Source organism: Streptomyces sp. NPDC020898, from assembly GCF_044333925.1.
In the GTDB taxonomy this organism is placed as follows: domain Bacteria; phylum Actinomycetota; class Actinomycetes; order Streptomycetales; family Streptomycetaceae; genus Streptomyces.
The window spans coordinates 390,487-405,738 of sequence record NZ_JBIRRV010000008.1; the positions used below are offsets into that span (position 1 = coordinate 390,487).

The following is a 15,252-nucleotide window of genomic DNA, read 5'->3' on the forward strand; positions in this document are numbered from 1 at the left end:
TCCGGTTACTCTCGTGGAGAGTGATCCCCGAAAAGGAGGATGCCGTGGCCGTACTGCAACACGAGCTGACGTTGAGCGAAGCCGCCGACCAGCTTTCCCGTGCACTGCCTGGGCACCGCGTGGAGATTCTCCAGGGAAGGCTCACTGTGACACCGCCGCCGGACGGCCCGCACGCCTTGTCGCTGACCAAGATCGGGCGAATCTTTGAGAAGTCGGGCATCGAAGGAAGCAGGGTGGAGTATGTCCAGGGCATCGGCCTTTGGCTGCCGACGTTGCCTGACGACTTTGCGATTCCGGATTTCTCTGTCGTCGACGACGACTTCTGCGACGCCTACGTACAGAAGAACTGCTACGCGCCGAACGTCTTTCGCCTTGTCGTGGAAGTGACCTCCTCCAACTGGCCGGACGACCTCTATACCAAGGTCGAGTGCTACGCCCAGGCAGGCATCCCCGCCTACATCGTCGCGGACCGCAAGCACGACGAGGTGCTCCTCTACACCGACCCGGCCGACGGCAAGTATCCGGACCCCCAGCACTTCAAGCGGGGCCAGAGCGTGCCGGTCCCGGAGTCCGTCGGCGTCTCCGTGGAACTGTCCGTGGACACCCTCCTCGACGGCTGACCGGGACGCCCGACCCCGTCACCCCACCCCGAGCCGCGTGAGGTAGCCGCCGAGCCCGGTCGCCCCCGGTGTCGTCCCGTCGCCCGCCCACCCCACGTACCCGTCCGGGCGGACGAGGAACAGGCCCCGCCCGTACGCCTCGTACGCCGGTACGGCCACCACTCGTACCGAGCCCGGATCCAGCCCCTCGGGCACCTCCACGCCCACCGCGACCAGCGTCCAGTGCGGCCCCCGGAACACGTCGAACAGTCGTAGGCCGCTCACGTCCACCGTGGCGTCCGGTGCGCGGTCGCCCGCCTGGAGCGCCTCCTCGGCCGCAGCCGGCCGGGTCTCCGCCGTGAGCGTCGACTCCCGGTATCCCAGGCCCAGTTGACGGGTCGCCTCCCCCCGCCGCACCTCGCCCCGGTGCACTGCTGTCGACAGGCCGAGCATCCGCGCGGCGATCGGGCGGCGCTCCTCCTCGTACGTGTCCAACAGGGATTCCGGCGCCCCGCGCCGCAGCACCGCGCCCAGCTTCCAGCCCAGGTTGTAGGCGTCCTGCACGCTCGTGTTGAGGCCCTGGCCGCCGGCCGGGGAGTGGATGTGCGCCGCGTCCCCGGCGAGGAACACCCGGCCCACCCGGAAGGCGTCCGCCAGGGCCGCCCGGGGACGGAACTCGGACGCCCAGCGGACCTCCGTGACGTCCTCGGGGGCGAGGTGGGACCGGGCGGCGGCCACCTTCCGTACGCCCTCCAACGACAGGTCGATCGGCTCGCCCCGAGTGAACTGCGCCACCAGCTGGAAGTCCGCCGTCCCGGCCAGGGGGCAGATCGCCAGGAAGCCGGCGCCGTCCGGGGTCGGCGGGAACACATGCCAGTTGTCCCGGTCCAGGCCCGTGACGCGCACGTCGGCCACCAGGATCGGGTCCGGGTCGACCGTCTCGCCGGTCATCCCGACGCCGAGCGCCCGCCGGAGGGTCGACCGGCCCCCGTCCGCCGCGACCACGTACCGGGCCCGGACAGGCGGCCCCGACGCGAACCCGACCGTCACCCCGTCCTCCTCCCTGTCCGGGTCGTGGGCGACCGACACCACCTCCCGCCCGAACACGATCCGGTCGTCACCGCCGCCCAGTTCCGCCAGCCGCGCCCGCAGGATCTCCTGCGTCCTCCACTGCGGCACCATCCACGGCTCGGTGCCGTACGGCGACTCCTCGCCCTCCTGGGCCGGGTCGAACATCCGGTGCTCGCCCACCCGTTCGCCGTGCTGCCAGATCATCCCGACCGGGTACGGGCCGCCCGCCGCCCGGATCGCGTCCAGCACCCCGAGGTCGTCGAAGACCTCCATCGTGCGCGGCTGGATGCCCTTGCCGCGCGACCCGGGGAACAGCCCCTCGGCCCGCTCCACGACCATCGCGTCCACCCCGCGCCTCGCGAGGTCCACGGCGAGCGCCAGTCCGGTCGGCCCCGCTCCCACGATGAGTACATCGAGTACGTCGGCCATTGTGCGCCTCCTTAACGTTGTTAAGTGCTATCTGCTCCCGAGAGTGGCCTTAACGGTGTTAAGTTGTCAAGTGTGAGTACGGAACGACCGGAGCGGCCGGAACGACGAGTCCCCCTCGACCGCAAGCGCGTCGCGGACACCGCCCTGGCACTCCTCAACGAGGTGGGCCTCGACGGGCTCACCCTGCGGGCCATCGCCAAGGAGCTGGACGTCAAGGCGCCCGCCCTGTACTGGCACTTCAAGGACAAACAGGCCCTGCTGGACGAGATGGCCACCGAGATGTACCGGCGGATGGTCGCCGGCCCGCCGCTCGGTCCCGAGGTCCCCTGGCACGAGCGCCTGCTCGTCACCAGCCGTGGGCTGCGCGACGCCCTGCTCGGCTACCGCGACGGCGCCAAGGTGTTCAGCGGCTCCCGTTTCACCGGCGTCGAGCACGCCGTGCAGATGGAGGCGAACCTCCGCTGCTTCGTCGAGGCGGGCTTCACCCCGGCCCAGGCCGTGCGCGCGACCATGACGGCGTACGTCTATACGATTGGCTTTGTCACGGAGGAACAGGGCGTCCAGCCCCTTCCCGGCGAGCGCCGGGACGGGTACGACGTCGAGGAGCGGGCCCGGCGGATGGCAGACTTTCCCCTGTCGGCCGCGGCCGGCGCCGAGGTCTTCCAGGACTATGACCGACAGTTCGAGGAAGGGCTGCAGCTGGTGCTCGCAGGGATCGGGGCGACGTACGGAATGACGTACGGAGAGTCGTCGTGATGCGGTGGGAGCGCGGCCCGGCCCTCCTCTTTCGAGTGCTGGCGGGCCAAGGCCAAGTTGACAACAGGCGTCGAATAACTCTTACTGTCGCGGAATCTGCCGCTGAGAGAGCCCAGGTGCACGCGTGACCAACCGTCCCCCGATACTGTCCGTTATCGTCCCTTGTTACAATATCGAGACCTATGTCTCGGACACAGTGACGAGTCTCGTCAACAACGACCAGGACGACTTCGAGTTCATCTTCGTCGAGGACCGCTCGACCAAGGACAAGACCTACGAGGCGTTGCTGGAGCTGACGAAGCGGCTGAAGAACGGCAGGGTGATCCGGCACGAGCAGAACGGCGGCCTGGCCACCGCCCGCAACACCGGCATCGACGTCGCCGAAGGCACCTACCTCACCTTCCTCGACGGCGACGACTGGCTGGCCCCGGGCTATCTGAAGGACCTCGTGGGCGCCATCCAGCGCCACGACGTCGACTTCGTGCGCACCGACCACGTCCAGGTCACCGACCTCCAACGGGCCGTCCACCGGGCGCCCGAGGGTCGCAGGAACGTGCCGCTGGACCCGCGCACCTCGATCCTCCCGGTCGACGACACCACGATGGTCGACTACCCCTACGCCTGGGCCGGCGTCTACCACCGGCGCCTCCTCGACAAGGGCATGCTGCGCTTCCACGACGGGCTGAAGACCGCCGAGGACCGGCCCTGGATCTGGGACCTGCACCGCAGGGCGGACTCGTACCTGGTCGCGAGCCTGCGCGGGGTCTTCTACCGCCGGGGCGTCACCACCTCCCTCACCCAGATCGGTGACGTACGCCAGCTGGACTTCTTCCGGTCCTTCGACCTCGTACTCGCCGAACTCGCGAGCGACCCCGAGGTCGGGCTGCTGCGCAAGAAGGCGCTGCGCAACTACTGCGTCGTCATCGCGCACCAGCTGCTCCAGCGCGGCCGGTTCGACCGGCCCACGGCCGCGAAGCTGCGGCAGATGAGCGCCGACGCACTGAACAAGATGTCCGAGGACGAGCTCCAGGCCGCCCTCATCGGAATGGGCGAGCAGCGCGTCCACCTGCTGCGGCGCGTGCGCGGCGGTATGAAGGGAATCGCGGCATGATCCAGATCTTCTTCTCGGCGACGCAGTACGCCGCGGCGACCGTCACGGCCGCGATCCGCGCCGGGCTCTTCGGCCCGCGCGAGGAGCACCGCCGGATTCTGGTCGTCAGCAACACGGCCGCCATTCCGGAGGTCGGCACGCCCCTCGACCGGATGTCCGGTTTCGAGAAGCTGCGGCCCGAGTTCGACGAGGTGCGCTCCTGGAACGAGTTCATCTCCCCGCACCACCCGGCGGGCTGGTCCCCGCGCGCGCAGGACGCCATCATGTGGGAGAAGGCCGTACGCCTGGCCTGGAACCTCGGTGACGAGCCCGTCGAGATCGCCTGCGAGTCGATCCAGGCGAACCCCTCCCGCGCGGTCGCCGAGATCTTCGCCGACAGCCCGATCCATGTGTACGCGGACGGCCTGATGAGCTACGGCCCCACCCGCAACCGCATCCCGCACGGCATGAGCAGCCGCATCGCCCGCGTGCTGCACCTCGACCTCATACCGGGCCTGCGGCCCCTGCTCCTCGCCGAGTACGGCGTGGAGCCGGTGCCGATCCCGAACGAGCCGATCGTCGGCGTGCTGAACGAGATCGGGGAGCAGGGGGTCGACATCCTGGCCGACCGCATCCCGGTCGAGAACCGCCCGACGGCCGTGCTCCTCGGTCAGTACCTGTCCGCCATCGACCTCATCAGCCAGGAGGAAGAGGAGGAGCTGCACGTCCGGATGCTCCGGGCCGCGGCCCGAGCCGGTCACACAGCCGTCCTGTTCAAGCCGCACCCGAGCGCCCCGGCCGCGTACTCCACCTCCCTGGAGACCGCCGCCACGGAACTCGGCGTGCACCTGAGCGTGCTGCGCGAACCGGTGCTCGCCGAGACGGTGTTCGCGTACCTGAAGCCGCAACTGGTCGTCGGCTGCTTCTCCACCGCGCTGATGACCGCCGCGACCTTCTACGGCATCCCGGTCGCCAGAGTCGGCACGGAGTCGCTTCTCGACCGCATCACGCCGTACGAGAACAGCAACCGCATCCCGCTCACCATCATCGACGCGGCCCTGCCCGACGCCGAACGCGACCTCGCGTCCGCCATCGGTGTGCCGTCCGACGACCCCCGGCTGGTCGAGCGGCTGTCGCCGCTGGTGAAGGCGGTCGGGTACTGCATGCAGTCCCGTAAGCACCCGCAGCTGCGCGACGAGGTCGCCGCCTGGCTGTCGGCCCATCTGTCGGAGAACGCCCACTACTTCAAGCGTCGCCGCCTGACCAGCCTCCGCCTCCCCGGCGGCAGCGCGGTCCGCGCGGAGACACTGCGGCGCAACCCGACGGTGCGGAAGGTCGTGAAGAGGGTCAGGGCCGTGCGGTCCTGACCCGCACAGGGATGTGAGAGGGCCCGGAGTCGGATTCCGACTCCGGGCCCTCTCACATCCCCACGGTTAACGCGATTGCTTCAGCTTCTCGCCCAGCTGCTTCGACTGGAGTGTCATCGTCCGCTTCAGACGGGGTCCGAACGGCTTCTCGACGAACTTGTGCATGAACCAGGCCAGCGTCAGCAGGCTCGCCACCGACGCGAGGATCGTCACATACGGGTCGAGGCCCCAGCCGCGGTGCAGGACCCGGATGAAGAACCAGCCCAGGTGCTCGTGGATCAGGTAGAAGGGGTACGTCAGCGCACCCGCGATCGTCAGCCAGTTCCAGTTCGCCCACTTCGTCCAGCCCAGGGCCACCACCGCGACGGACGCGAAGGCGAGCAGCACGATGAGCTGGATGACGTACGGATTGCGGGAGAAGTCGCCCTGCGCGCCCGGGTGCCACAGGGCCGTCACCGAGTAGCGCTGGCCCAGCAGGAACGACATGCCGACGATGCCCCACAGGAGCAGGTCGCTGCCGTAGCGGTGGATCAGGTAGAGGGCCAGGCCGCCGATGAAGTAGGGGGCGTGGTCGCGGAAGGTGAGTTCGGAGATCAGCGGGTTGTCGGCGACCCGGGCGAAGGCGCCGGCCAGCGTCCACAGGATGCAGAAGGTCACCACGCGGCGGTAGGTGACGCCCTTCCAGACCACGAACAGGGCGAACAGCACGTAGAACTTGAGCTCCACCCACAGGGTCCAGCACACGCCCAGGACACGCGAACTGCCCAGCGGCTGCTGCATCATCGTGAAGTTGAGCAGGAACTCGTCGGCGCGCACATGGTGAACGACCACCGGCATCAGGAACGAGGCGGCGGTGACCATGATGATCGCGACCCAGTACGCCGGGTAGAGACGGGCGATACGCGAGCGGAAGAAGTCGCCCAGCGTCTTGCCCCAGCTGCTCATGCAGATCACGAAGCCGCTGATGACGAAGAAGAACTGCACCCCGAGGCTGCCGTAGGTGGCGAACTGGGACAGGGTCGGGAACATCACACCGGGCGACTGGTTCCAGGACTCGGCGACCGTGCCGTTCTTGCCGGCGAAGTGGTACATGCAGACCATCAGGGCCGCGACCAACCGCAGCCCGTCCAGCGCGCGCAGCCGGCTGACGGGGCGGGCCTTGGGCTTGTCGCCCTCAGCGGGGGGTGGGACGGCCGGTTCGGTACCCCCGGACCGCGGACCCGGCGGTGGAGCCGGGAGCGGGGGTGCCATGGTCTGGTCGGCCGCGGTCATCGGGTGGCCTTTCGCAGCGGGAACAAGAGAAGGGGAGGAGCGACGCTGACTCGACGACAGCAATCAGGAGAGTCAGGGGCAAGCCAAAGAGGTAGCACAGAACTCTCACGGATGAACAACCGGTCAGCTCATTGACGTATGCACGCACGTGTACGGACGCCGACGCGTCGCCACCGTCTGTGTCCCGTGTGTATACGGGAGCGGTGGCGATGCGTTCGGCAGATTAGATCCCTGAGGCGTCCGTTGTCACCGCTTCACGGTCTTGCTCAACGCCCGCGCCCGGCGCGCGATCCGGCGCACGGTCGCGTTGCGCGGGATGAAGGACAGCTGGGACGGCAGGGCGCCCGGCAGCGCCAGAGAGGTCAGCCGGCGGCGCTTGAAGTAGCGCCAGGTCTGCTCGGTGAGGTGCTTGGAGAGGTAGCTCTCCGCCTCCGGGCGCAGCCGGGGATAGATCCTCGGCTGCATGCAGAAGCCGACCGCCTTGATGAGCCCGGTCAGCTTCTCACCGACCTGCTTGCCCGACGGCATCGACCACTTCTTGACGGCCTTGGCGTCCGCGAGGTCCGGCAGCAGCACTTCCACGATGGTCAGGGGAACCCGGTTGCTGTTCTGGTACGGCGTGATCTTCTCCAGCACGGTGTCCGTGCCGACGCGGGCGACCGGGAGGCCGTACAGACCCGCCGCCGTGAACAGGCCGGTCGAGAAGCAGCCGACCACGAGCGCCGGGCGCAGCTGCTGGAAGAGGACCTCGGCGAGCACGGGCCGGTCCAGGACGGTGAGTTCGGCGCCGAGCTTCTTCGCCTCCGTCTCCAGGGAGTGCGACCAGGCCGTGGGCGCGGTCGGGTGCGGCTTGAAGACGAGCGAGCGGTGTCCGGCCGCCACGGCGCCGCGCACCATGCGCAGATGCAGCTCCTCCTCCTCCGCCGCGGTGAGGATGCCGAGCGCGGAGAGGTACTGGCCGAGGAGCAGGGCCGGCCGGCCCTGCTGGAGGCCGGTCTCGGTCCGGGGCGCGTCTTCCGCGAGTTCGCCCAGCACCTTCAGGAACGCCTCGGACGGCACCAGTTCGGCGGGCACGCCGAACTCGGTGAGCAGCAGCGGGGTCAGGCCCGGGACGAGGTCGAGGTGGAGCAGGCGCCCGATGCGGGTGCCCACCAGCGCGTCGATCTTGTCGCGCGTGGGGCCATAACTTATGAGGCCGTCCGCGTAGACGTCGACGGGGGCGCCCGTGAACAACTGGCACAGCGCGAGGGCCGGGTTGACCTGCACGGACTCGACGGTGAGCTGGATGTTGTCGTCGCCGAGGTTCCACAGCAGCCGCAGGTGCCGCTCCCAGAGCGGGACGTCGTCGGCGCGCGGGCCCCAGCCGCTGGGGTGGAACGGGGCGATCGTCTCGTTCCAGGAGAGGACCTCGTCGAACCGCTCGCTCACCCGGTCGAAACCGGACATCGCGTCGATCCCGGGCGTGATCTCGGGGTTGGCCGCGTTGTTGGTGACCAGCAGCACCCTGCGGTCGGCCGGCTCGAAGAGCCCGGCGTCGAGGGCCGCGGCCAGCGTGGCGGCGCCGTACAGCGTCGACGCACAGAAGATCTGGGTGGTGCGGTTCTGCTTGCTGCCGGACATCAGACGGACACCGTCCCGGCGGACGCGGAGACGGGCCTGCGCCGCACCTTCCGCAGGCGGGTGGCCCGCTGGGCGTCCATCGAGTCGATTGCCTCCGCGAGGACGTCCTGCGGCATCCGCTTCAACGCGGCGGCGCTCAGCGAGCGCAGTTTTCGGGCCACGGCGGGTTCGAACCTCTCGATCGCTCCGAGATGATGAGCCATGATCGCGCAGTAGGTGCGCACTGCTTTCGGCAGCAGCCTATCCGCCTCGGGGTCGCGGGCCGTCTCCTCGATGACCTGGTCGAAGGCCCGGATGAAGTCGAGTTGGCGAACATCACCGATTTGGGTGAGCGAGGAGGCGACCCCGCGCCGGTAGAAGACGCCGAGCAGCCCCACCGCGGCGAACGACTCGGCCTCCCGGTGCAGCTTCCAGATCCACGGCCGGTCCTCCGCCGTACGCAGCCCGTCGGTGAAGTGCAGGATGCCGCGGTCGACGAGCCTGCGGTGGTAGATGCCCGCCCAGGCATAGGCGTAGTCGACGGAAGTGGTGCGGTCGGTGGGCAGGATCGCGTCCCGCGGCGACATCACGACCCCGCGCCGGCCGTGCGGGACCCGATGGATCGCGCGCGCCCTGTTGGTGCACTGGACATGGTCCGTACGAACGAAATCGCAGCCCAACTCCTCAATAGCGGCGAGGAGTTGGGGGAAATAGCCGGGCGCGAGCCAGTCGTCGCCGTCGAGGAACGTGAGGTATTCGCCACGCGCTTTGTCGATACCGGTGTTGCGGGCGGTGGCCAGGCCTCCGTTCTTCTCGTGGCTGACCAGCACGGCGCCCGGCAGCTCGCGCTCTGCGCGCGCGAGGATGTCCGGAGTCTCGTCGCGCGAACAGTCGTCGACGAGAATGAACTCGAAGTCCTCGCGCGCGTTGGCGCGCAGGCTCTTCAGAGTGTCGGGCGCATATTGCTGCACGTTGTAGAACGGCACGATGACCGAGAGCTTGACCACGAGTCCGAGGTTAGAGCCTCTCCGGTGATCCCACTTTACCCGGGGTTTGATGTCGGGTGAAGTACATGTGTCCGCCCGGTGAATGAAGGGGGTTTCTGCACGTATGACGTCTTGATTCAAGTCGACGCGACCCTTTGTTAACCCTTTGTTGCCTTGGGATTGGGTGGAAGCCCCCCATGTCGGCTTAAGGTCTTGGGCGTGCCAGCCAGTACCTCCAGCCCCATGCGGGTAGCCGTCCTCGCCGATTCCGACACTCGGTGGAAATGGGGTGCACTCACAGCCAGCCGGATTTCTCCTGATAATTCGGACATCCACCTCGACGGTTTCCTCCTCAGAGGCAGGGCCACCCCCACGGCCCGCCAGCTCCAGGAGGTCGGCGTCAAAGCGGACTCGCTGCGTGAGGTGACCGCCCTGGAGTTCCTGCGTGCCATGGACCAGGAGGAGCCGTACGACATTCTCGTGCTCTCCCTCGTCGGCGGCGGCGTCCAGGCGATGCTGCACGGCCTGACCCACGTGTGGCAGGACCAGGCCCTGCGCCCCGTCGTCGTCACCGGCTACGTCGGCGTCGTCTACGAGAAGCTCGCCGACGGCCTCCTGCTGCGCCACGGCGCCGATCTGGTCCTCGCGAACTCCCGCCAGGACGCCGACCGTTTCAAGGCCGTATACGACGGAGTCGGTGCCGATTCGTCCGCTGTGACCGAAGTCGCACTTCCGTTCCTGGGTGGCGCCTCCTACACGGGTGATCACGGTCACCCGTACACCGTCGTGTTCGCCGCCCAGCCCTCCGTCCCGGAGAGCCGCAAGGACCGGACATATCTGCTGGACCGGCTCGTGCAGCACGCCCAGCTGCACCCCGAGCGGGAGGTGCTGCTCAAGCTGCGCTCCAAGCCCGGTGAGCACACCACGCACATCGAGGAACTGCCGTACCAGAAGCTGGCACAGCGCTCCGATCTGCCGCCGAACTTCCAGCTCGTCTACGGGCACATGGGCGAGGTCCTGGACCGCACCGACCTGCTGGTCACCATCAGCTCCACGGCTGCGCTGGAGTCCCTGCACCGCAGCATCCCGACCGTCGTGCTGAGCGACCTGGGAGTGCGTGAGGCGCTCGGCAACCACCACTTCGTGGGCTCCGGCTGCCTGGCCTCCTGGGAGCAGTTGGACGCCGGTCACCAGCCCGTTCCGGACGCGGACTGGGTGGCCCGGCAGGGGGTGGCCGCGGATGGCTCGTACGAGACGGCGTTCGACGCCGCGCGCGACAGGATCGACCGTCTTCTGGGATCCTCGAAGCTTCCGCCCCTGGCCCCGTACTACACACCGATGACGGCTCCCGGATATTTGCCGGGTATTCTCGCTCGGCACCACCTCGGCCCCGACGGCGTTCCGCTGCCCGGAGCGCCGGCCGTCGACAAGGAGCCGGGAGCGGTGCGGCAGATCGTGCGTCGCGCGGCCCGCGGCGCCTACCGGCACGGCGTGCAGCGCGTCGCGCCCGTGATCCGGCGCATGGGGGAGCTGTGACCGACCGGATTTCCGACCGGATTCCCCGTCAAGCACGCGAAGAGCGTCAAGGAGTACAGGCAATGTCCAACCCGGAGTCCAACCCGGAAGCCGGCCGAGCGACCGCGCGGCCCCGCGTGCTCGCGGTGATCCCCGCGAGAGGCGGCTCCAAGGGCGTCCCCGCGAAGAACCTGCTGCCCGTCGGCGGGGTCCCGCTGGTCGCCCGCGCCGTGCGCGAGTGCATCGCCGCGAAGCTGGTCACGGACGTCGTCGTCTCCACCGACGACCAGGCGATCGCCGCCGCCGCCCGGCAGGCCGGTGCCGAGGTCGTGCTGCGCCCCGCCGCCATCGCCGGTGACACCGCGACCTCCGAGGCCGCCGTCCTGCACGCCATGGACGCCCACGAGACGCTGCACGGCGCCAAGGTCGACGTGGTGCTGCTCGTGCAGTGCACCAGCCCGTTCATCATCCGTGAGGACGTCGACGGCGTCGTCAACGCGGTCGTGCACAACGGGGCGGACAGCGCGCTGACCGTCGCTCCCTTCCACGGCTTCATCTGGCGCGACGCCGCCGACGACCCGCAGGCGGTGCCCGGCGAGCACACGGCCGTCGAGGGCGGCACCGGCACCGCCGTGGCCACCGAGACGGTGACCGCCGGCGGCGGCTATGGCGTAAATCACGACAAGTCCTTCCGGCCCCGCCGCCAGGACCGCCCCCAGGACCTCCTGGAGACCGGCGCCGTCTACGCCATGGACGCGGCGGGCTTCCGCAAGTCGCAGCACCGTTTCTTCGGTCACACCGAACCCGTGCGCACCGACCCGGCCCGCGTGCTGGAGATCGACGACCCGCACGACCTCGCCCGCGCCCGGGCCCTCGCGCCGCTCTTCGACGCGAACCGCCCCGGCGCCCTCCCGACCGCCGACGACATCGACGCGGTCGTACTCGACTTCGACGGCACCCAGACCGACGACAGGGTGCTGATCGACTCCGAAGGACGGGAGTTCGTCTCCGTGCACCGCGGCGACGGACTCGGCATCGCCGCTCTGCGCAAGAGCAGCCTCAAGATGCTGATCCTGTCCTCGGAACAGAACCCGGTAGTCGCCGCCCGCGCACGGAAGCTACAGCTGCCCGTGCTGCACGGCATCGACCGGAAAGACCTCGCACTGAAGCAGTGGTGCGAGGAGCAGGGCATCGCGCCGGAGCGCGTGCTCTACGTCGGCAACGACGTCAACGACCTCCCGTGCTTCGCCCTGGTGGGCTGGCCCGTGGCGGTCGCAAGCGCCCACGACGTTGTGCGCGGCGCCGCACGCGCGGTCACCACCGTTCCCGGCGGCGACGGCGCGATCCGAGAGATCGCCAGCTGGATCCTCGGCCCCTCTCTCGACCCCCTCAACAAGAAGTAAGGAACCAAAGTCATGACCTCCACCCGCTTGCGCTCGTTCGGTTCGAAGACCGCCGGCCCCGGCCAGCCCGTCTACATCTGTGGCGAGATCGGCATCAACCACAACGGTGACCTTGAGAACGCCTTCAAGCTGATCGACGTGGCCGCCGAAGCCGGCTGCGACGCGGTCAAGTTCCAGAAGCGCACCCCGGAGATCTGCACCCCGCGCGACCAGTGGGACATCGAGCGCGACACCCCCTGGGGCCGCATGACCTACATCGACTACCGCCACCGTGTGGAGTTCGGTGAGGACGACTACCGCAAGATCGACGAGCACTGCAAGAAGCGCGGCATCGACTGGTTCGCCTCCCCGTGGGACACCGAGGCCGTCGCGTTCCTGGAGAAGTTCGACGTCCCGGCCCACAAGGTCGCCTCCGCGTCCCTGACGGACGACGAGCTGCTCGTCGCCCTCCGCCAGACCGGCCGCACGGTCATCCTGTCGACGGGTATGTCCACCCCGAAGCAGATCCGCCACGCGGTCGAGGTCCTGGGCTCGGACAGCATCCTGCTGTGCCACGCGACGTCGACGTACCCGGCCAAGGCCGAGGAGCTCAACCTCCGCGTGATCAACACGCTGGAGAAGGAGTACCCGAACGTCCCGATCGGCTACTCCGGCCACGAGACGGGCCTGCAGACCACGCTGGCCGCGGTCGCCCTCGGTGCCACCTTCGTCGAGCGTCACATCACCCTCGACCGCGCGATGTGGGGCTCCGACCAGGCCGCCTCCGTCGAGCCGCAGGGCCTCGTCCGCCTCGTCCGTGACATCCGCACCATCTCCGAGTCCCTCGGTGACGGTGTCAAGAAGGTCTACGAGTCCGAGATCGGCCCGATGAAGAAGCTCCGCCGTGTCTCCGGCGTCATCGCCGACGCGGAGATCGCGGCTGCTGCGGGCGAGCCGGTCTCGGCCTGATCCCAGCGGCTTTACCGGCGTCAGCCGGTAACCGCTCCGTCCACGCGGATTCCCCAGTCCGTACTCACGGAAGCGACGGTCGTACGTCGATGAGCCCACGCGCCGGTACCACCGGCCCCCACACTCTCGCCTTCGTCGAGAGTCCGGTCCAGCTCCTGAACGTGCTGGAATGGGCGCATGTGCATGCACATGCGCTCAGCCCGGAGGGGGCCGGCGGTCCGGCGTCGGCTGTTTCCACCCGCAAAAAGGGCAAAGTCCCCGGACAGGCGTCCCGCCGCTGGCGCAGAGGCCAGAGCCGGCCGACGGTCCACCGGGAACCCGCCGGTGGCGGACTGACCCTGGTGGTCCTGTCCCCGGTCGACCCGATGACCCGGGGCCAGCTGCGCCGCATGGCCGAGCTCGCCCGCGAGGAGGGCCACGAGGTCCGCTGGGAGGACGCGAGGGCCGGTACGTCGGCTCCCTTCCGCACGATCGGCGGCCTGGCCCCCCTGCTGCGCAGGACCGGGCGGATCGTGATGGGGGACCCGTTCTCCCGTTACGTACAAGTACTTCTCACCATCACCAAGGCCCGCGACCTCGTCGTCGTCGACGACGGCACGGCGACCATGGAGTTCGTCTCCCAGCTCGCCCGCGGTGAACGCCTGGTGCGCTGGCACCGCAAGTCCCAGCGCCCCGGCGCGCGGGACCTGCTGTTCATCCCGGTCTCCTCGAAGGCCCGCCGCCGCCTCACCCCGGGCGGCAGGCGCCGGGTCGAGATCTTCTCCTCGATGCCGATCGAGGACACCCCCAAGGGCGTCGAGGTCACGTACAACGACTTCGCCTGGACCCGCTCCCGCTTCGGCCCTCCGACCATCTCGCCCGGCGCCGACATGGTCGGTACGTCGCTGGTGGAAACGGGCGTGGTCGACGCCGACAGCTACCGCGACGCGGTCCGCACCCTCGCCAAGGCCCACGGTGTGACGCGCTACTTCGCCCACCGCCGCGAAAGCCCCGAGAAACTCCACGACCTGGCGGCCTGCACCGGCCTGGAGGTGGTCCGCCCGGACCTCCCCCTGGAACTGATCGCCCGCCGCGGCCCCATCGGCCGTACGATCCTCAGCTTCCCCTCGACGGTCGTCCACACCCTCCCCCTGGCCCTGGCGGGCACGGACGTCAAGGTCGCCGTCTGCGACATCGACCCGACCTGGCTGACGGCGAACGCGTCACCCCGGGCCCAGGGGTTCCTGTCGGGGGTCACGGGATCGGCGCGGGACGTTGACCGGGTCTCCACGGAGCCGACCCAGCCGGTGAAGGAAGCGAAGGCGACGGGCTGACGCCGCCGTGAGCCGGTCGGCCTCGGTGGCGAGGTCGGGCGTCGTCAGGTCCAGGTGGACACGGTTCTTGACGCTTCGGTTCGGTTCCGGCCGCGTCGACGACGATGTCGTGGAGGCGTGCCGTACGCGGCTACGCCACCGGCTTCCGCGCCAGCAGGAACGCGCGTCGGCGGGTCTCCTCCTCGTGCGGCTCCCGGACCGTCTGGGCGCGCAGTGTCAGGCCCGCCCCGGTCAGGAGGTCGGCCACCTGGTCCGGCGTACGGAAGTAGTAGTCCAGGGACATCTCGTGGCCGAAGCGTTCCGCGAGGTGCAGGTGGTCGTCGGGGCCCGACTGGAAACCGATGAGCACGTGGCCGCCGGGGGCCAGGACGCGGTGGAACTCCGCGAACACCGTGGGCAGGTCGCTGTCCGGGATGTGGATGATCGAGTACAGGGCCAGTACGCCGCCCAGAGTCTCGTCCGGGAGGTCCAGGGCCGTCATCGAGCCGACGTGGAACCGGAGCCCGGGGTGGGCCCGGCGGGCCAGCGCCACCATGCGCGGGGAGACGTCCACGCCGAACACCGGCACGCCCAGGGAGTGCAGTCTCGCGGTCACGTAGCCGGGGCCCGAGCCGATGTCCGCGACAGGCTGGGTGCCCTCGGCCCGCACCAGTTCGGCGAAGGCGGCGACGAGGGCGCGGTCCAGGGGCAGGTCCGCCAGATGGTCCGCGTATCGCTCTGTGTAGTCGGTTGCCATGGCGTCGTACGAGGCGCGGGTGGCGGCGATGTAAGCCGGTACGGAGGCCGGTACGGCGGTCGGTGCGGAGGGCTTTATGAAGTCCAGTACGGACTCCTGGTTCGGGGCGGTCACGGGGGCGACGTTACCGGGGGCGGTGCGTGGCCGCGGTCGTTTCGGTGGGTGGAC

At 69.3% G+C, this 15,252-nt stretch carries 13 protein-coding genes; 8 read left to right on the forward strand and 5 right to left on the reverse strand.

Translation table 11 applies throughout. From position 1 onward, the window contains the following. Positions 1 to 44: 44 nt before the first annotated feature. A complete protein-coding gene (locus ACH4TV_RS26590; protein WP_398402238.1) occupies positions 45 to 620 on the forward strand; it encodes a Uma2 family endonuclease in 576 nt (191 codons plus the stop codon). An 18-nt stretch (positions 621 to 638) separates the two neighbouring features. Here ACH4TV_RS26590 and ACH4TV_RS26595 read toward each other — a convergent pair whose 3' ends face one another. After that, positions 639 to 2,099 carry an FAD-dependent oxidoreductase gene (locus ACH4TV_RS26595; protein ID WP_398402240.1) on the reverse strand — a complete coding sequence of 487 codons (1,461 nt, stop codon included), beginning with the start codon at positions 2,097 to 2,099 and terminating at the stop codon, positions 639 to 641. Between the two features lie 72 nt (positions 2,100 to 2,171). On the opposite strand from ACH4TV_RS26595, the gene ACH4TV_RS26600 reads away from it, so the two are divergent. The 3 genes from ACH4TV_RS26600 to ACH4TV_RS26610 all read left to right on the forward strand — a co-directional run bounded on the left by ACH4TV_RS26600 (position 2,172) and on the right by ACH4TV_RS26610 (position 5,312). Then, positions 2,172 to 2,855 carry a TetR/AcrR family transcriptional regulator C-terminal domain-containing protein gene (locus ACH4TV_RS26600; RefSeq protein WP_398402242.1) on the forward strand — a complete coding sequence of 228 codons (684 nt, stop codon included), beginning with the start codon at positions 2,172 to 2,174 and terminating at the stop codon, positions 2,853 to 2,855. A 124-nt stretch (positions 2,856 to 2,979) separates the two neighbouring features. Further along, a complete protein-coding gene (locus ACH4TV_RS26605; RefSeq protein ID WP_398402244.1) occupies positions 2,980 to 3,966 on the forward strand; it encodes a glycosyltransferase family 2 protein in 987 nt (328 codons plus the stop codon). Beyond that, positions 3,963 to 5,312 carry a polysialyltransferase family glycosyltransferase gene (locus ACH4TV_RS26610; RefSeq protein WP_398402246.1) on the forward strand — a complete coding sequence of 450 codons (1,350 nt, stop codon included), beginning with the start codon at positions 3,963 to 3,965 and terminating at the stop codon, positions 5,310 to 5,312. The genes ACH4TV_RS26605 and ACH4TV_RS26610 overlap by 4 nt, the downstream gene beginning before the upstream one ends. A 66-nt stretch (positions 5,313 to 5,378) precedes the next feature. Here the strand turns inward: ACH4TV_RS26610 and ACH4TV_RS26615 are convergent, their stop codons facing one another. The 3 genes from ACH4TV_RS26615 to ACH4TV_RS26625 all read right to left on the reverse strand — a co-directional run bounded on the left by ACH4TV_RS26615 (position 5,379) and on the right by ACH4TV_RS26625 (position 9,190). Continuing rightward, positions 5,379 to 6,584 carry an acyltransferase family protein gene (locus ACH4TV_RS26615; RefSeq protein ID WP_398402247.1) on the reverse strand — a complete coding sequence of 402 codons (1,206 nt, stop codon included), beginning with the start codon at positions 6,582 to 6,584 and terminating at the stop codon, positions 5,379 to 5,381. 246 nt (positions 6,585 to 6,830) lie between these two features. After that, complete coding sequence (locus ACH4TV_RS26620) at positions 6,831 to 8,204, reverse strand: polysialyltransferase family glycosyltransferase (RefSeq protein ID WP_398402248.1); 1,374 nt, start codon at positions 8,202 to 8,204, stop codon at positions 6,831 to 6,833. Further along, positions 8,204 to 9,190 (reverse strand): glycosyltransferase family 2 protein, encoded by a 987-nt coding sequence (locus tag ACH4TV_RS26625; RefSeq protein WP_398402249.1) that lies wholly within the window; start codon positions 9,188 to 9,190, stop codon positions 8,204 to 8,206. Before ACH4TV_RS26625 ends, ACH4TV_RS26620 begins: the two co-directional genes overlap by 1 nt. Before the next feature lie 222 nt (positions 9,191 to 9,412). Here ACH4TV_RS26625 and ACH4TV_RS26630 point away from each other — a divergent pair, with 222 nt between their 5' ends. From ACH4TV_RS26630 to ACH4TV_RS26645, 4 genes are all read left to right on the forward strand, one after another. Further along, positions 9,413 to 10,705, forward strand: a complete 1,293-nt coding sequence (locus ACH4TV_RS26630; protein WP_398402364.1) for a DUF6716 putative glycosyltransferase — start codon at positions 9,413 to 9,415, stop codon at positions 10,703 to 10,705. Positions 10,706 to 10,767: 62 nt separating this feature from the next. Then, entirely contained in the window at positions 10,768 to 12,087 is a 1,320-nt protein-coding gene (locus ACH4TV_RS26635; RefSeq protein ID WP_398402251.1) for a cytidylyltransferase domain-containing protein, read from the forward strand. Between the two features lie 12 nt (positions 12,088 to 12,099). Beyond that, on the forward strand, positions 12,100 to 13,035 hold the full coding sequence (locus ACH4TV_RS26640) for an N-acetylneuraminate synthase family protein (RefSeq protein WP_398402253.1): 936 nt from the start codon (positions 12,100 to 12,102) through the stop codon (positions 13,033 to 13,035). 89 nt (positions 13,036 to 13,124) lie between these two features. Continuing rightward, positions 13,125 to 14,348 carry a hypothetical protein gene (locus tag ACH4TV_RS26645; protein WP_398402255.1) on the forward strand — a complete coding sequence of 408 codons (1,224 nt, stop codon included), beginning with the start codon at positions 13,125 to 13,127 and terminating at the stop codon, positions 14,346 to 14,348. 130 nt (positions 14,349 to 14,478) lie between these two features. Here the strand turns inward: ACH4TV_RS26645 and ACH4TV_RS26650 are convergent, their stop codons facing one another. Next, complete coding sequence (locus tag ACH4TV_RS26650; protein ID WP_398402257.1) at positions 14,479 to 15,198, reverse strand: class I SAM-dependent DNA methyltransferase; 720 nt, start codon at positions 15,196 to 15,198, stop codon at positions 14,479 to 14,481. Positions 15,199 to 15,252 lie beyond the last annotated feature (54 nt).